Origin of the sequence: Bradyrhizobium prioriisuperbiae, assembly GCF_032397745.1 — a bacterium.
Lineage (GTDB): Bacteria > Pseudomonadota > Alphaproteobacteria > Rhizobiales > Xanthobacteraceae > Bradyrhizobium_A > Bradyrhizobium_A prioriisuperbiae.
The window spans coordinates 2,615,198-2,630,080 of the sequence record NZ_CP135921.1; the positions used below are offsets into that span (position 1 = coordinate 2,615,198).

16 protein-coding genes are annotated in these 14,883 nt (G+C 64.3%); 6 read left to right on the top strand and 10 right to left on the bottom strand.

Features of this window, described 5'->3' with window-relative positions:
* Nucleotides 1-135: 135 nt before the first annotated feature.
* From RS897_RS12335 to RS897_RS12355, 5 genes are all read right to left on the bottom strand, one after another.
* Nucleotides 136-1,083 carry an acetyl-CoA carboxylase carboxyltransferase subunit alpha gene (locus RS897_RS12335; protein ID WP_315836824.1) on the bottom strand — a complete coding sequence of 316 codons (948 nt, stop codon included), beginning with the start codon at nucleotides 1,081-1,083 and terminating at the stop codon, nucleotides 136-138.
* 285 nt (nucleotides 1,084-1,368) lie between these two features.
* A complete protein-coding gene (locus tag RS897_RS12340) occupies nucleotides 1,369-1,776 on the bottom strand; it encodes a RidA family protein (RefSeq protein WP_315836825.1) in 408 nt (135 codons plus the stop codon).
* On the bottom strand, nucleotides 1,766-2,899 hold the full coding sequence (locus tag RS897_RS12345; RefSeq protein WP_315836826.1) for a DSD1 family PLP-dependent enzyme: 1,134 nt from the start codon (nucleotides 2,897-2,899) through the stop codon (nucleotides 1,766-1,768). Before RS897_RS12345 ends, RS897_RS12340 begins: the two co-directional genes overlap by 11 nt.
* A 167-nt stretch (nucleotides 2,900-3,066) precedes the next feature.
* Nucleotides 3,067-4,056 (bottom strand): tripartite tricarboxylate transporter substrate-binding protein, encoded by a 990-nt coding sequence (locus RS897_RS12350; protein ID WP_315836827.1) that lies wholly within the window; start codon nucleotides 4,054-4,056, stop codon nucleotides 3,067-3,069.
* A complete protein-coding gene (locus RS897_RS12355) occupies nucleotides 4,053-4,691 on the bottom strand; it encodes an HAD-IA family hydrolase (protein ID WP_315836828.1) in 639 nt (212 codons plus the stop codon). The genes RS897_RS12350 and RS897_RS12355 overlap by 4 nt, the downstream gene beginning before the upstream one ends.
* Before the next feature lie 69 nt (nucleotides 4,692-4,760).
* Between RS897_RS12355 and RS897_RS12360 the strand changes: the two genes are divergently transcribed.
* Nucleotides 4,761-5,681, top strand: coding sequence for a LysR family transcriptional regulator (locus RS897_RS12360; RefSeq protein WP_315836829.1), 921 nt, complete (start codon nucleotides 4,761-4,763; stop codon nucleotides 5,679-5,681).
* 19 nt (nucleotides 5,682-5,700) lie between these two features.
* Here the strand turns inward: RS897_RS12360 and xerD are convergent, their stop codons facing one another.
* Entirely contained in the window at nucleotides 5,701-6,687 is a 987-nt protein-coding gene (gene xerD, locus RS897_RS12365; protein ID WP_315836830.1) for a site-specific tyrosine recombinase XerD, read from the bottom strand.
* Nucleotides 6,688-6,699: 12 nt separating this feature from the next.
* The gene (locus RS897_RS12370) at nucleotides 6,700-6,846 is read right to left on the bottom strand and encodes a histidine kinase (protein ID WP_315836831.1); all 147 of its coding nucleotides are present in this window, start codon (nucleotides 6,844-6,846) and stop codon (nucleotides 6,700-6,702) included.
* A gap of 266 nt (nucleotides 6,847-7,112) precedes the next feature.
* On the opposite strand from RS897_RS12370, the gene RS897_RS12375 reads away from it, so the two are divergent.
* Genes RS897_RS12375 through RS897_RS12385 form a run of 3 tightly spaced genes read left to right on the top strand, consistent with a single transcriptional unit; the run spans nucleotide 7,113 to nucleotide 10,213 of the window.
* The gene (locus tag RS897_RS12375) at nucleotides 7,113-7,748 is read left to right on the top strand and encodes a shikimate kinase (protein ID WP_315836832.1); all 636 of its coding nucleotides are present in this window, start codon (nucleotides 7,113-7,115) and stop codon (nucleotides 7,746-7,748) included.
* Nucleotides 7,745-8,884, top strand: coding sequence for a 3-dehydroquinate synthase (aroB, locus tag RS897_RS12380; protein WP_315836833.1), 1,140 nt, complete (start codon nucleotides 7,745-7,747; stop codon nucleotides 8,882-8,884). The genes RS897_RS12375 and aroB overlap by 4 nt, the downstream gene beginning before the upstream one ends.
* 18 nt (nucleotides 8,885-8,902) lie before the next feature.
* On the top strand, nucleotides 8,903-10,213 hold the full coding sequence (locus RS897_RS12385; RefSeq protein WP_315836834.1) for an HlyC/CorC family transporter: 1,311 nt from the start codon (nucleotides 8,903-8,905) through the stop codon (nucleotides 10,211-10,213).
* Nucleotides 10,214-10,279: 66 nt separating this feature from the next.
* Here RS897_RS12385 and RS897_RS12390 read toward each other — a convergent pair whose 3' ends face one another.
* The gene (locus RS897_RS12390) at nucleotides 10,280-10,555 is read right to left on the bottom strand and encodes a BolA family protein (RefSeq protein ID WP_315836835.1); all 276 of its coding nucleotides are present in this window, start codon (nucleotides 10,553-10,555) and stop codon (nucleotides 10,280-10,282) included.
* A 170-nt stretch (nucleotides 10,556-10,725) separates the two neighbouring features.
* Between RS897_RS12390 and RS897_RS12395 the strand changes: the two genes are divergently transcribed.
* Nucleotides 10,726-11,364, top strand: coding sequence for a J domain-containing protein (locus RS897_RS12395; RefSeq protein WP_315836836.1), 639 nt, complete (start codon nucleotides 10,726-10,728; stop codon nucleotides 11,362-11,364).
* Nucleotides 11,365-11,508: 144 nt separating this feature from the next.
* Here the strand turns inward: RS897_RS12395 and RS897_RS12400 are convergent, their stop codons facing one another.
* Nucleotides 11,509-12,600: a citrate synthase/methylcitrate synthase gene (locus tag RS897_RS12400; RefSeq protein ID WP_315836837.1), complete on the bottom strand. Its 1,092-nt coding sequence runs from the start codon at nucleotides 12,598-12,600 to the stop codon at nucleotides 11,509-11,511.
* A gap of 90 nt (nucleotides 12,601-12,690) precedes the next feature.
* Here RS897_RS12400 and RS897_RS12405 point away from each other — a divergent pair, with 90 nt between their 5' ends.
* On the top strand, nucleotides 12,691-13,905 hold the full coding sequence (locus RS897_RS12405) for a citrate synthase family protein (RefSeq protein WP_315836838.1): 1,215 nt from the start codon (nucleotides 12,691-12,693) through the stop codon (nucleotides 13,903-13,905).
* Nucleotides 13,906-13,915: 10 nt separating this feature from the next.
* Here the strand turns inward: RS897_RS12405 and RS897_RS12410 are convergent, their stop codons facing one another.
* The gene (locus tag RS897_RS12410; protein WP_315836839.1) at nucleotides 13,916-14,836 is read right to left on the bottom strand and encodes a LysR family transcriptional regulator; all 921 of its coding nucleotides are present in this window, start codon (nucleotides 14,834-14,836) and stop codon (nucleotides 13,916-13,918) included.
* Between the last annotated feature and the right edge of the window lie 47 nt (nucleotides 14,837-14,883).

Consider the following 14,883-nt stretch of genomic DNA (forward strand, 5'->3'; position numbering starts at 1 on the left):
TCGTCGGGGGGCCGCTGCGGACTGTGAAGTTTTGTCCAGAAAAAGCCGCAATTGCCGCCCGCGAGCGATTAACGTCTCGAAAACAACGTCAAACCATAGGATTGCGTGAATTCGGAGGCGCGGTGCGAGCGGGCGCTATGCCAGCTTGCGGCCGATATTGAGGAACTTCTGCCGCCGCTGGTCACGCAGCGTCTTGCCGTCGAAGTTCCGGAGATCGTCGAGGGCAAGCGCAATCGCAGTGCCGGTGGTGGCGATCATGGCGGCAGGGTCGCGGTGAGCGCCGCCGGCCGGTTCCCTCAGGATGCTGTCGATCACGCCGAATCGCAAAAGGTCCTGGGCGGTGATCTTCATGTTGGTGGCGGCTTCCTGCGCCTTGCTGGAATCGCGCCACAGGATCGAGGACGCCGCTTCCGGCGAGATCACGCTGTAGATCGCGTGCTCCAGCATCAGCACCTTGTTGCAGGTGGCAATCGCGATGGCGCCGCCGGAGCCGCCTTCGCCGATGATCACGGCGATATTGGGCACCGTGAGCTGCAGGCAGGCATCGGTGGAGCGGGCGATGGCTTCCGCCTGTCCGCGTTCTTCCGCGCCGATGCCGGGATAGGCGCCGGCGGTGTCGACCAGCGAAATCACCGGCAGGCCGAAACGATCGGCCATTTCCATCAGGCGCACCGCTTTGCGATAGCCTTCCGGACGGGCCATGCCGAAATTATGCTTCAGCCGGCTCTCAGTCGTGGCACCTTTTTCCTGGCCGATCACGCAGACGCTTTCGCCCTTGAAACGGCCGAAACCCGCGACCAGCGCTTCGTCCTCGCCGAACTTGCGGTCGCCGGCGAGCGGGGTGAACTCGGTGATCAGGGCGCTGACATAGTCCATGCAGTGCGGGCGCGACGGCCAGCGCGCGACCTGGGTCTTCTGCCACGGCGTCAAATTGGCATAGAGCTCGTCCAGCGCTTGCCGGGACTTCTCCTCCAGGCGCGTGATCTCCTCGCCGATGTCGCTGCCGCCGGCGAGCGAGCGCAATTCATCGATCTTGGCATCGAGTTCGGCGACGGGCTTTTCGAAGTCGAGATAGCTGCGCATCACATCCGGGCTTGGAATGAGGTGGAAGAGCGAGAAAGTCGGCAGGTGAAGGAGATGTCGGTCTGGATCAAGAAGTCTTGTTTCTTCAACAGGTTGGTGCGGATTATGGCCGCAGCCTCATACCCCTCGCCGGCGCGCGAAACTGGACTCTGAGCCGGTCCAAGTCAATACGCTGCAGCATATCTGAACGCGGCCACAGCCGGGCAAGCCCCCGGCGCCGGGTTTCCAATGCAGGGTTAAGGGCGATTGTCCCAAGTGAGAATCGTTCGACGAGCTTTAAGCCGGTCAGACAGGCCGCAGCAGTCCGACCGCCTCGACCTCGATCTTGAAGCCGTAGTGCAGTTCGGGAACGGGAACGACGGCACGGGCCGGGCGCGCCGTGCCTGCCCATTGCCTGTAGATCACGTCGAATTCCGGCCACAGGCGAATGTCCGTCACATAGACGCGAACCTGCAGCAGATGGTCGATCGAACTGCCGGCGGCTGCGAGCGCGCATGCGACATTATTGAGCACCTGCTCCGCTTGGACCGCGAACGCCGCATCGTTCAATTTCGTGCCGTCGGGCGCGATCGGCAGTTGGCCGGACACGAACACCAGTCCCTGGCCAGTGATCACGTGGCTGTAGTGGCCGCCCGGCGCCGCCATGTCGGGCGGATTGATCGCCAGGATATTGCCAGCGATATCACCAGCCATCGAACCGCTCCCAGGTTGCGACCGCGCGCTCCCCGTCGATGAGCTGATAGGCGGAAAACTGCGCGCCGGTGGCGCAGGCATGATTGGGCAGCACGCGCAGCAGGCTGCCGATTGGAAAGCGCTGCGCGATATCGGGATCGGCCTGTCCGTCGCGCCGGCAGACGATGCCGTGTTCCTGGTTGGCTGCGGTCATGATGTAGTCGTCGAGCGAACGGCCGTCCTGACCGCAGATCGCGCCATAGCTGTAGTCGATGCCATGCCGCGCGGTGCCGCGATCCCGGCTCATGGCCATCCAGCCGGCATCGACGATCACCCAGCCCTTCTCGGTTTGATGCCCGATCACGGTGGTCAGGACCGACAGCGCGATCTCGTGTGGCGTGCACACCCCGACATTCGACATCACCAGGTCGAAAAACACATAGACGCCGGCCCGCACTTCGGTCACGTCGGACAGATCCCGCGCACACAAGGCTGTTGGCGTCGAACCGACACTGACCTCAGGACACGGCAGGCCGGCTGATCGCAGCCGGGCGGCGGCCTCGACAATCAGGCTGCGTTCCTGTTCGGCCAGCCGCGCGAGCGCTTCATGGGTGTTGAGATCGTAGGAGCTTCCGGCGTGGGTCATCACGCCCTTCACCACGGCGCCGCCCTGATGCAGCGTGCCGGCGATGCCGATGAGCAGGGCGTCATCCGGCTTGACGCCCGAGCGGTGGCCGTCGGTATCGACCTCGATCATCACGTCGAACGCGTGCTGCTCGGCCTGTCCCCTTGCGGCGAGAGCTTCAGCCGCAGCGATCGAATCGACGATCACGGTCAGCCTGCAGCCGCGCCGCCGCAACGCCAGCGCGCGGTCGATTTTGTTCGGCGTGATGCAGGCCGCATAGAGAATGTCGTCGAATCCGGCCGCGAAAAATTGTTCGGCTTCCTTCAGCGTCGACACCGTAATGCCGCTGGCGCCTTCGGCCTGCTGCCGCCTGGCGACCTCGATGCACTTTGCGGTCTTGACGTGCGGGCGCAGGCGAACGCCGAGCGCGGTCATGTGCGCCTGCATCCGTGCGATGTTGTCTTTCATCCGCGTTTCGTCGATCAGCGCGGCGGGGGTTGGGATATCGGTCAGCATCATCTCTAGTGTCCCGAATTCGAAGTTCGCATCACGTGGCAGCGCCTCCGAGCGAACTTCGAATTCGATCAGGACACTAGCAATTTTATGATTCTGGGGTGCTTTATGAACGCGAAGTTCCTGAAAGAGTCAGCCGCATCATCACAGGAACTTCGCGTTCAGCACACCAGTCAGTCCAGTGTTTCGCCGCTTTGCCTGATCAGCGGCACGTCCGTCTTGATGCCATCGGCGATCAGCCTGGAGACGTCAATCGGATCCAATTGTTCCGGGTGCGGAAGTTCGACGCCGACGGCCGCCATCTGCTTGCGCAAATTCGCGTCCGACAGGGCAAAGCGCAGCGCGTGGGTGAGCCTGGTCATGATTTCGGCCGGCGTTTGTTTCGGTGCGAACAACGCATTCCAGGCCCGAACGTTGACGTCGCGATAGCCGGCGCTGGCGGCGGTCGGAACATCGGGCAGTTGTGCGACGGTCTGGTCGCTGAGGACGGCAATCGCCTTGATCGTTCCGCCCGCGATCTGAGGAAGCGCTGTGGTGGTCTGATCGCACATGAAATCGGTGTGTCCGCCAATCAGGTCGTTCATGGCGGGGGCGACGCCCCGATAGGGCACATGGGTCACGTTCAGCTTGAGCGACGAGAGCAGCAGTGCGCAGGAAAAGTGGGAAATGGATCCGATGCCGGCACTGCCAAACGTCATTGTCGCACGGTTGGTCTGCGTATAAGCGACGAACTGTTCCAGGTTGGTAACGGGCAGCGATGCCTTGGTGACCAGCAGAGTGGATGCCGTTCCTGCAAGTCCAATGGGCTGGAAGTCGGAGACGGGATCGTACGGCAGCTTCTTGTACAGCGCGACATTCGCGACATGCGTTCCGATGGTGCCGAAACCGATGGTGTAGCCGTCAGGGGACGCCTTGGTGAATTTGGCGAGGCCGATCGTACCGCTGGCGCCGCTGATGTTTTCGACAACGATCCCTTGGCCGAGATCGATGGCCATGACCTGCGCGACGGCGCGGGCGAGCGCATCGCTCGGCCCTCCCGCAGGGAACGGCACGATGAGCGTGATCGCGCGCGCCGGATAGGTTTGCGCGAATGTCGTGTGCGGGCTGCTGATCAGGGCCGCGGCCGCCATCACGCCTGCGGCCAATGCGCGTCTGTGTGTCATGCGAAGCCTTTCAGCCAGGAGACGACGCCCTCAAAGGTCGGTGACTCGATGTCGGCCGCCGGCGCGCCATCGGGCCGGGCCAGGCCGACACGGTTGTGCCAATAGGTGCGCAGGCCGACCGCGGCGGTGCCGAACAGGTCGTAGCCGGAGCCGGCGACGAATGCTGCGTGCTCCGGCGCGACCTGCAACTCCTGCAAGGCGTGTCGATAGGGACGCGGATCCGGCTTGTAGAAGCCGGCGTCCTCCGCGGTCACGATGCAATCCCATCGTGTGTTCAGCCGGTTCGCGGCCAGCACGCCGAGGCGGCGCGAGCAATTGGTGACAATGGCGAGTTTGGTCTGGCCCTCGATCTCATCCAGCGCCGCCTGAACGCCGCTCCAGACCGGCAGCTCGGTCCAGTGCTCTTCGAGAGCTCGTGGTGAATCCGGCGGCAAACCCACGGTTGCCGCTGCCGTCGCCACCAGGTCTTCATAGGGCACATAGGCGCCGCAGCCGTAGGTGAGGCGCAGGTATTCGGTGCGCCAGGCGCGCCCCTGGGTTTCGGAGCCCGCGGCGGCGTTCCAGACCGTCCATGAATCGAGCAGCGCGGTCAGCAGATCGAACAGCACGGCTTTGGGGAGTGATGTGTTTGCCATATCCCTTGGTAGCACGGCAGCATGAAGCTGTGCTTAAATGGAATAGAAGATACGGTTCAGGAAAATTGAATGATCAGCCTGGATGACCTGCGCTTTGTCGAGGCGCTCAGCCGCACCGGTTCGCTGAGTGCGGCGGCGCGAGCGCTCAACGTCACGCCGCCGGCGCTGTCGATGCGGCTGAAGAAACTCGAGAGCGAACTCGGCGTCGGCATCGTCATCCGCAGTTCGCGTCATATGCGCTTCACCAGCGAGGGCGAGCGTCTGGTGTCCGAAGCGCAGGCGCTGCTGGCCCGCGTCGAAGCTCTGCCGCAAACCCTGAACATCGCCGGCGGCCAGCTCACCGGTCGCCTGCGCATTGTCGCGCCGTTTGGATTCGGCCGCATCCACATCGCGCCCATCGTTGCTCGCTTTCACGCGAAACATCCGGCATTGCAGCCGGAACTCCAGTTGTCGGAAAATCCATGGAAAGCCGGCGAAGATGCCGACGTGGTGATTCACATCGGGGAATTGCGCGATTCGTCGTGGGTCGCGCATCTGCTGGCGCGCAACGAACGCTGGGTGTGCGCCAGTCCAGCCTATTTGAAGCAGGCCGGCGTCCCGAGCCATCCGCGAGATCTGCTGCAACACAGCTGCCTGAGTGTTCAGGAGAACGAGGAAGACGTCACTTTGTGGCACTTCCGCAGGAAGTCCCGGGACCGCGGCAAGGCCGCTCCCGCGGAGTCGGTGCGAATTTCACCGGCGCTCCGGAGCAACGATGGCGAGGTGGTCCGCAACTGGGCGATTGAGGGCCTCGGTTGTATGCTGCGCTCCGAATGGGATGCGGCGCCACTGGTGAAGCGCGGCGAGCTCCAGCGCATCCTGACGGGCTGGGAGTTTGAGCCGGCGAACGTGGTTGCGCTGGTGCCGGCACGGCGCGGGATTTCGGCGCGCGTCGACGGCTTCATGCAATTCCTGAAAAAGCAGTTCGCGCGTAAGCCGCCTTGGCGATGACAGCTTTGGCGATAACAACTTATTTGTCCGCCAGCGGATGCAGGTCGCGCACCAGGCTCTTCAGGCGTTCTTCCACCACATGGGTGTAGATCTGCGTGGTGGAGATGTCGCTATGGCCCAGCAGGGTCTGCACGATGCGCAGATCGGCGCCGTTGTGCAGCAGGTGGCTGGCGAAGGCGTGCCGCAGCACGTGCGGGCTGACCAGGCGCGCCGGCAATCCCGCAGACACTGCGAGGTCTTTCAACTCGCGGGCGAAGTGCTGGCGCGTCAGATGGCCGCTGTCGCCGAAGGATGGAAACAGCCATTTCGACCTGGGGGTCTTGGATGCCTTCTTGGTTCCGGCATTTGTTGGCCCGTCCTGGGCCACCAGATAATCCGCCATCGCCTGCCGCGCGGCGTCGTTGAGCGGCACCAGCCGTTCCTTGTCGCCCTTGCCGCGCACCACGATCATGCGCGCATCGCGCCGTGCCGCTGACACCGGCAGCGACACCAGCTCCGACACCCGCAGGCCGGTGGCGTAAAGCACTTCCAGCAGGCAGGCCAGCCGTAGCGCGCGCAGGCGCTGCGGTGCCGCTGCATCGGTCGCTTCGGCCTGTGCCTTCGCCCGGGTCAGCAGCCGATCGACATCTGATATCGACAGCACCTTCGGCAGGCCGCGGCCACGTTTGGGGCCGGACAGGATCGCGGCCGGATCGTCGCTGCGGATCCGCTCGGTCAGCAGGAAACGAAACAGATGCCGCATTGCCGACAGTCGGCGCGCCACGCTGGACGATTTGAAGCCGCGCTCGTCGAGATCGGCAAGGTAGCCGCGCAGCGCTTCGGTGTCGGCCCGGTTGAAGTTGGTTTTGCTGCGCTGAAGGAATGCGGACAGGTCTTCGAGGTCGCCGCGATAGGCCGACAGGGTGTTGTCGCCGGCGCCCTGTTCGGCGGCGAGCATGTCCAGGAACAGCTGCGTCAGCCGGGCGTCGGAGCCTTTGGTTTCGGAAATCTTGGCCTGGGGCGCCATCGTTGAGCGTCCTCAGCGCTTGAGGAACTTGTCGGGCGGCACGGTGACGGTCATTTCCCGCGATGCGGGGCTGACGAAATTGGCCAGCGCGAAAATACCGCCATAGATCACCCCGCCGATGATCGCCACGACGGCCAGGAAGCGGAGCAGGCTGGGCATGGGCTGGTGGTCCCGGGTTTCGTGCTCGTCATCCCCCAAGATCCCCCTAAGCTGTTGCCGCGAAAGCGGCCTTCACCACGCCTGAGGGATGGGATTTGGTCAACAGTACCAACATGTTCGCTTGGAGATGGCAAGGCTTTGGGCGAGTTCGCTCTGGCAACCAGGTTCATCCGGGTAGTATAGGAATGTCATAACAGATGCCGGACACAGCCCCCGGCGGGAAACGGCTGGACGTTCAAGAGTTCGAGACGAGAGTTCCTGAGACAATGTCCGACGCGGTCACACAGCACAGTGCCTTGCTCGGTCCGGAGGCCGCCATCGTGGCGGCGCTGGGCGCGCGGTCGCTCGTGCTGGTCGGCATGATGGGTGTCGGCAAATCCACCGTCGGGCGGCGGCTGGCCACCCGGCTGCGGCTGCCGTTCGCCGACGCCGACCACGAGATCGAGGTGGCGCACGCCGGCATGACCATTCCGGAAATCTTCGCCGACCATGGTGAGCCGTATTTCCGCGATGGCGAGGCACGGGTGATCGCGCGGCTGCTCGATGGCGCGCCCGGCGTGCTGGCCACCGGCGGCGGCGCGTTCATGCGCGAGGAGACCCGCGACCGCATCCGCGCCAAGGCGGTGTCGATCTGGCTGCGCGCCGATGCCGACGTAATCCTGCGCCGGGTCAAGCGGCGGGTCGATCGCCCGCTGCTGCAGACCGACGACCCGGCGGCGACCATCCAGCGGCTCATCGATCTGCGTTATCCGGTGTATGAGCAGGCCGACCTGACCGTGCTGTCGCGCGACGAGCCGCACGACAAGGTCGTCAACGAGTGCATCGATGCGTTGTATGATCATCTCTGCCGCAGCAATGTTCCGACGCAATTAAGCGAGCTTCCCTTGAGTGACATGCAATGACCGCGCCGCTGAAACAGTCCGCCCCCATCACGGTTGAGGTGGCGCTGGGCGAGCGGGCCTACGACATCATCATCGGCCGTGACGTGCTGGGCTCGCTGGGGCGACGGATCGCGGCGTTGCGCCCCGGTGCGCGCACCGCCATCGTCACCGATCATACCGTGGCGAAGCACTGGCTTGCGCCCACCGAAGCGGTGCTGGCCGAGGCCGGAATCACCACCTCGCGCATCGTGGTCGGCGAGGGTGAGGCGTCGAAAACCTATGGCGTGCTGCAGGACGTCTGCGAAGGCCTGATCGCCGCGAAAATCGAGCGCAACGATCTCGTGGTCGCGCTCGGCGGTGGCGTGGTCGGCGATCTCGCCGGTTTTGCCGCATCGATTGTCCGCCGTGGCCTCGATTTCGTGCAGGTGCCGACATCGCTGCTGGCGCAGGTCGATTCCTCAGTCGGCGGCAAGACCGGGATCAATTCCCCGCAGGGCAAGAATCTGGTTGGCATGTTTCACCAGCCGGTGCTGGTGGTGGCCGACACCGCAGTGCTGGACACGCTGTCGCCGCGCCAGTTCCGCGCCGGTTATGCTGAGGTCGCCAAATATGGCTTGCTCGGCGATGCTGGCTTTTTCGCTTGGCTGGAAGCCAATCACGCCGAGATCGTCGCCGGCGGCAGTGCCCGCGAACACGCCATCGCCACCAGTTGCCGCGCCAAGGCGGCGATCGTGGCGCGGGACGAGCGCGAAACCGGCGAGCGCGCGCTGCTCAATCTCGGCCACACCTTTGGCCATGCGCTGGAGGCTGCGACCGGCTTCTCCGATCGTCTGTTCCACGGCGAGGGCGTCTCGATCGGCATGGTGCTGGCGGCGCAGCTCTCCGCGGAGCTCGGCCTGATTGGCGCTGCGGATGTGATCCGCATCGAACAGCATCTTGCCACCGTCGGGCTGCCGATCCATCTGCAGGATATCGCCGGTTTTCGGCAGGAAGGCCTTGCCGATGCCGACGCGCTGATGGCGCTGATGGCCCAGGACAAGAAGGTCAAGCGCGGCCGGCTGACGTTCATTCTGCTGCAAGCGATCGGCCAGGCCGTGATCCGTTCCGATGTCGAGCCTGTGGTGGTGCGCGACTTCCTCGCGCGTAAACTCGGATGATGCGGCGATAAGCGCAATATGTACTGGCTTGCATTCGCGATCGTGATCGGCCTGCTGTTCGTCTCCGCCTTCTTCTCGGCGAGTGAGACGGCGCTGACGGGTTCGTCCCGCGCCAGCATGCTGCGGCTGCAGAAGCAGGGCAGCCGCGAGGCCGGCATCGTCAGCTCGCTGCTCAATGCGCGTGAGCGCATGATCGGCGCGCTGCTGCTGGGCAACAACATCGCCAATATCGGCGCCTCGGCGCTCGCCACCGGCATCTTCACCGCCTGGTTCGGCGATGTCGGCGTGCTGTATGCGACCGGCGCCATGACCGTGCTGGTGGTGATTTTCGCCGAGGTGCTGCCGAAGACCGTGGCGATCAATGCGCCGGATCGTGTGTCGCTCGCGGTGGCGCGGCCGATGAAGCTGCTGGTCATGCTGCTGGCGCCGCTGTTGGCGGTGATCGAAGCGGTGGTGCGGGTGCTGATGCGAATTCTCGGCATTCCGATCGGCGTCAATCAGCCGCTGCTGTCGCCGACCGAGCGGCTGCGAGGCGCCGTGGATCTCATGCATCACGAGGGCGGTGTCGAGAAGCATGATCGCGACATGCTCGGCGGGCTGCTCGATCTGCAGGAGCTTCAGGTTTCGGACGTGATGGTTCACCGCACCGAAATGGTGCTCATCAATGCCAACCTGCCATCGGAAGATCTGGTGCGCGAGGTACTTGCCACCGAGTACACCCGCATTCCCTTGTGGCGCGACAAGCCGGAAAACATCGTCGGCGTGCTGCATGCGAAGGATCTGCTGCGCGCCATCCGCGCCGCCGACGGCGACATCGCGAAGATCGATGTTGCGGCGATCGCTGCGCCGCCCTGGTTCGTGCCGGAGATGCGGCCGCTGTCGGAGCAGCTCAAGGCGTTCCGCCGCCGCAAGACCCACTTCGCCCTGGTCGTCGATGAGTATGGCGAGGTCGAGGGCCTGGTGACGCTGGAAGATATTCTGGAAGAAATCGTCGGCGATATTTCCGACGAGCACGATGTGGTGGTGGCCGGCGTGCGCGCCCAGGCTGACGGCTCGGTGGTGGTCGACGGCTCGGTGCCGATCCGCGACCTCAACCGCGCCATGGACTGGCGTCTGCCGGACGAAGAGGCGACCACGATTGCCGGCCTCGTCATTCACGAAGCGCGATCAATTCCCGAGCGCGGCCAGAGCTTCACGTTCCACGGCTTCCGGTTCCGCGTGCTGCGGCGGGAGCGCAACCGCATCACCGCATTGCGCATCGTGCCGGTGCCCGGCGAAGTCGAGATCACCGCTCCGGCCAAGAAGCGTCGCGCCGGCTCGTCGTTCTGAAAAAGCCGTTTTTGAGTAAAGTCGTTCCAGGCGATAAGATATTAAGCGCGATCAGGCGCTAAGTGGTCAGGCCCCGTTTTCGCCCGGCGCCAGCGGCTTGAGCGCCAAAGCGTGAACGTTTGCAGCGAGTTCGGCGGCCAGCAGCGAATTAATCATGCGATGGCGTTCGATCCGGCTCTTGCCAGCGAACGCGTTTGACACGATATAAACTCGGAAATGTGTCTCACCGCCCGGCCGATGCCCGGCGTGGCCTTCATGAAGATGGGATTCATCAGTGACGTCGAGGCTGGCGGGAGCGAAAGCTTCGGTCAACTTCTTCGTGATGTTATCTTTGGTCGTCATGATCGCGAGGCGGGCCACACTGAAACTAACGGGTCGCACTGAAAACGGGTCACAGATCGTCACGATTGACAGGATTCGTTACCGTCTGCGGTAAGTGCTATACTAGCTAAGCACATTAACTTGCGTGTCAAGGACTTGAAGGTTTTCGCGTCGCGGGGTCATAGTCGCTGATGGATTCGGATTCAAAATTCTTCGATAAAATTCGCATCAAACCGCGTACGGCGCAAAAGCAGCCGAAAGTACGCGAGGAGGTGGCGATGTGCGGTTGGCCGGGCTGCAAGAAGCCGGGCCCGCATCGTGCGCCAAAGGGGCGCGGCCAGGAGCGCGATTACTGGAATTTCTGCGTCGACCACGTGCGCGAGTACAACGCGTCCTACAACTATTTCTCCGGCATGAGCGATGATGCGGTTGCGCGTTACCAGAAGGATGCGCTGACCGGCCATCGCCCGACCTGGAAGATGGGCGCCAATGGTGGCGTGAAGGGCAAGCCGAAACCGGAAGATCTCGAGGGCGCCGCCGATCCGTTCAGCGTGTTCAGCGAATTGAACGGTCGCGGCAGCTGGCGTCCGGGCCCCGGAAGCGGCGCTGAGGCCAAGGCCGAGACGCGCAAAATCTTCAACGCCGAGCGCAAGGCGCTGCAGGTGATGGGGCTTTCGGGTTCCGTGACCACGGAGGAGATCAAGGCCAAGTACAAGTTGCTGGTGAAGCAGCATCATCCCGATGCCAATGGCGGCGATCGTTCCACCGAAGATCGCCTGATCGAGATCATCAAGGCCTACAACTATCTGAAGACCGTTCCGCGCACCTGAATTTTCTCCTCATAGTGAGGAGCGGCCTTTTGGCCGCGTCTCGAACCATGAGGCCTGAGCTTTTCAACTTGGCCTCATCCTTCGAGACGCCCGCTGCGCGAGTTCCTCAAGATGAGGAGCTGCCTCCAACGCGACGCAATCTAACTACTTCGGCATCGGCCCCACATAAGCCGAGCTCGGCCTGATCAGCCGGCCGCCGCGTTGCTGTTCGCGGGCGTGCGCGGTCCAGCCGGCGGCGCGGGCGACCGCGAAGATCGGCGTAAACGCCTGCCGCGGGATCGCCAGCGCGTCGAGCAGGATCGCGGTGAAGAACTCCACATTGGTGTCGAGCGGGCGGTTGGGTTTCTCTCGCCGCAGCGCCTCGCGCGCATATGCTTCCACTTCTCCGGCGAACGGCAGATCTGTGCCGTTGCCCGCGAGCCGCTCGATTGCGCCCTTCAGTACGTCGGCGCGGGGATCGCGCACCCGGTAGATGCGGTGGCCAAAGCCCATCAGCCGTTCGCCGCGCTTCAGCGCGTCATCGATCCAGGGCTGGATCCGCTCGCGGTCGCCGATCGCGTCCAGCATTTCCAGCACCGGCTCCGGCGCACCGCCATGCAGCGGGCCGGTCAGCGCGCAATAGCCGGCGGTGATGGAGGCGAACAGGTCGGCGTGGGTCGAGGCCACCACGCGGGTCGCGAATGTCGAGGCGTTCATGCCGTGATCGCAGACCGTGACAAGATAAGCGTCGAGCGCTGTGGCTTCGCGGGCGTCCGGCTTGCGGCCATGGATCATCGCCAGCGTGTCGGCGGCATGACCCGCGGTGGCGTCCGGTGCAATCGGCGCCGCTCCTTTCGCGCGCTGCACCAGCGCGCCCGCGATCACCGGCAGTGCGCCGACAATGGTGGCTTCATGGGTCAGCCCGTTCTCGGTGCGCAGGGCGGCGATCCCGGCGCGAAAGCCGTCGACGATCGACAGTCCCTCGGCGGCCGCGAGCAGCACAGGCAGCCGGGCAAAGGCGCGTTCACGTGCAGCGCCGAGTGCGGCCCGCACTGCGGCCTCGCCAATCGGCTGCCCCGTCGCGCCGCTCCACAGCCGGGCCGTCACGCCCTCGAAACTCGATTTGCGAGCGAGGTCGCCGATCTTTTCGCCGGCGATGATCAGTTCGCCCCGCTCGCCGTCGACATGGCTGAGCACGGTTTCGGCGGCCGGGATGCCGTCGAGGCCGATCGGGGTTTTGCCGAGCTGGATGGTCATGGTCGATCTCCTTTGGGGTCCAATTCTTTGGTTCCAGAGAGAAAATCGACCTGCTCGACAGATTGATCAATCTTGATTATATAAATCAATATGAAAAAATCCGGCTCCCTTTATCTGTCGGCCCGGGAGGCGTCGGCCGAACTCGCGGTCGCTCCGGCCACGCTCTATGCCTATGTCAGCCGCGGCCTGATCCGCTCGGAGCCGACCACGGATTCGCGCAGCCGCCGTTATCGCGCCGAGGATGTGCGCGCGCTGAAGGAGCGCCGCGTGCCCTCGCCGGAGCCGCGCGGCCTGAAGAGTTTCGATGCCGATCTGCCGGTGCTGGACTCCGCAATCGCGACCATCACCGAAGACGGCCCGATCTATCGCGGTGTGAACTGCATCACCCTTGCCGAGACCGATACGCTGGAACACGCGGCGACGCTGTTGTGGGACGCGACCAACGTCGATCCGTTCACAGTGGACAACCGCCCGGTGATCTCCGAGCCGATGCGCGCGATCGCGACGGCGGCGCGAAATGCCGCGCCGATCGATCGTGCCATTGCCGTGCTGGCGCTGGCGGCCGGCGCCGATCCGCAGGCCTTCACCCGCGCGCCTGATGGGCGGGCCATGGTCGGTGGCCGCATCCTGCGGCTGGTGGTCGGCTTCATGCTCAACAGCGAGCCGTCGTCGGATCTGCTGCATCAGCAGATCGCGCGCGCCTGGGCGCCTCATGACAAGGCGGCGCCGGATCTGATTCGCCGCGTCCTGGTGCTGCTCGCCGATCATGAATTGAACGCATCCACGTTCACCGTGCGCTGTGCAGCTTCTACGGGCCTGAACCTCTATGATGCGACCATCGCAGGCCTCGCGGCGCTGAAGGGGCCGAAGCACGGCGGCGCCAGCGCGCTGTCGGCGCAACTGGTGCGCTCGCTTGCCGACGTCGATCTCGCCGAGGTCGTCCGCGAGCGGGTGGCGCTGGGTGAGCGTTTCCCGGGCTTTGGGCACGGCGTCTACAAGCTCGGCGATCCGCGCGCCCACATGCTGCTGCGGGCACTGGCGAAGGCCGGTGCCGCAGATCGTTTCACGCAAGAGATTCCCGCGCGGGTGCTGGAAGCGACGGGAGAGTTCGTCAATATCGACTATGCGCTGGCGGTGCTGACCCACGCCTTGCGCATGCCGGTGGGCAGCGAACTTGCGCTGTTCGCCATGGCGCGGACGGTGGGATGGATCGCGCACGCCAGCGAACAGTTGCGCAGCGGCGGCCTGATTCGTCCGCGCGCGCGTTACATCGGTCCGGTGCCGGGGCGTCGCGCGCATTCCTGATTGGTTTTCGTCAGGCGGTCTTGCCGTTGCTGAGGTCGGCGGCCGATCGGGTCGTCACCGTGATGAAATTGCGCACCAGCTCAAGGTTGCTGGTCCGGCGATAGGCGAGATAAAGCGGCAGCGGCGGCAATGCATCCGGCGCCAGCGATCGGTAAACCACGGACTCGCGATGCAGCACCTGGATGGAGTGCGGCACCAGCGAAAGCCCGCGCCCCGCGGCGACCAGATTGATCGCCGCCACCATGCGATGCACTTCATCGACTACGTGGAATGACAGGCCGGCGGCAGCGAAGGCCCGCTCGATGCCGGTGAAAATGCCGGGGCCGTCCGGGCGCCGGTAGACCACGAAATTCTGGTCCGACAGCATTTCCAGCGTCACCGGCTTTGACGGCGCGCGCGCGAGCGGATGGTCACGCGGGATCGCCGCGACCATTGTCTCCTCCGCCAGCACGGCGCTGGTCAGGTCCGGAAATTCGCGCGCCGAAATGTGCAGAAACGCCGCATCGACGCGCTTCTGCCGCAGCGCCAGGATCAGCTCGTAAGTCTCGCGCTCCTCGACCGTGATTTCCGCCAGCGGATAGGCGTTGCGGAAGGCCCGCAACATCTTTGGTGTCCAGGGATGCAGCGAGGCGGAGCTGGTGAAGCCGACATTGAGACATCCGCGCTCACCCCGGTCGAAGCGCCGGACATGATCGACGGCGTCGTTGACGCGCGCGAGCAGGTCCAGGGCATCGGTGAGAAACACCTTGCCGGCTGCATTGAGGCTGATGCGCTTGGCCGCGCGGTCGAACAGCGCGACTCCAAGCTCCTGTTCAAGGGCTCTGATCTGCTGACCGAGCGGTGGCTGCTGGATGCCAAGGCGTTCGGCAGCCTTGGTCACGCTGCCTTCTTCCGCCACGGCCACGAAGTAGCGCAGATGCCGTAATTCCATGGGCGATTCCAACGAGTGTAAGTTAGAACTTATAACATCCTAATATA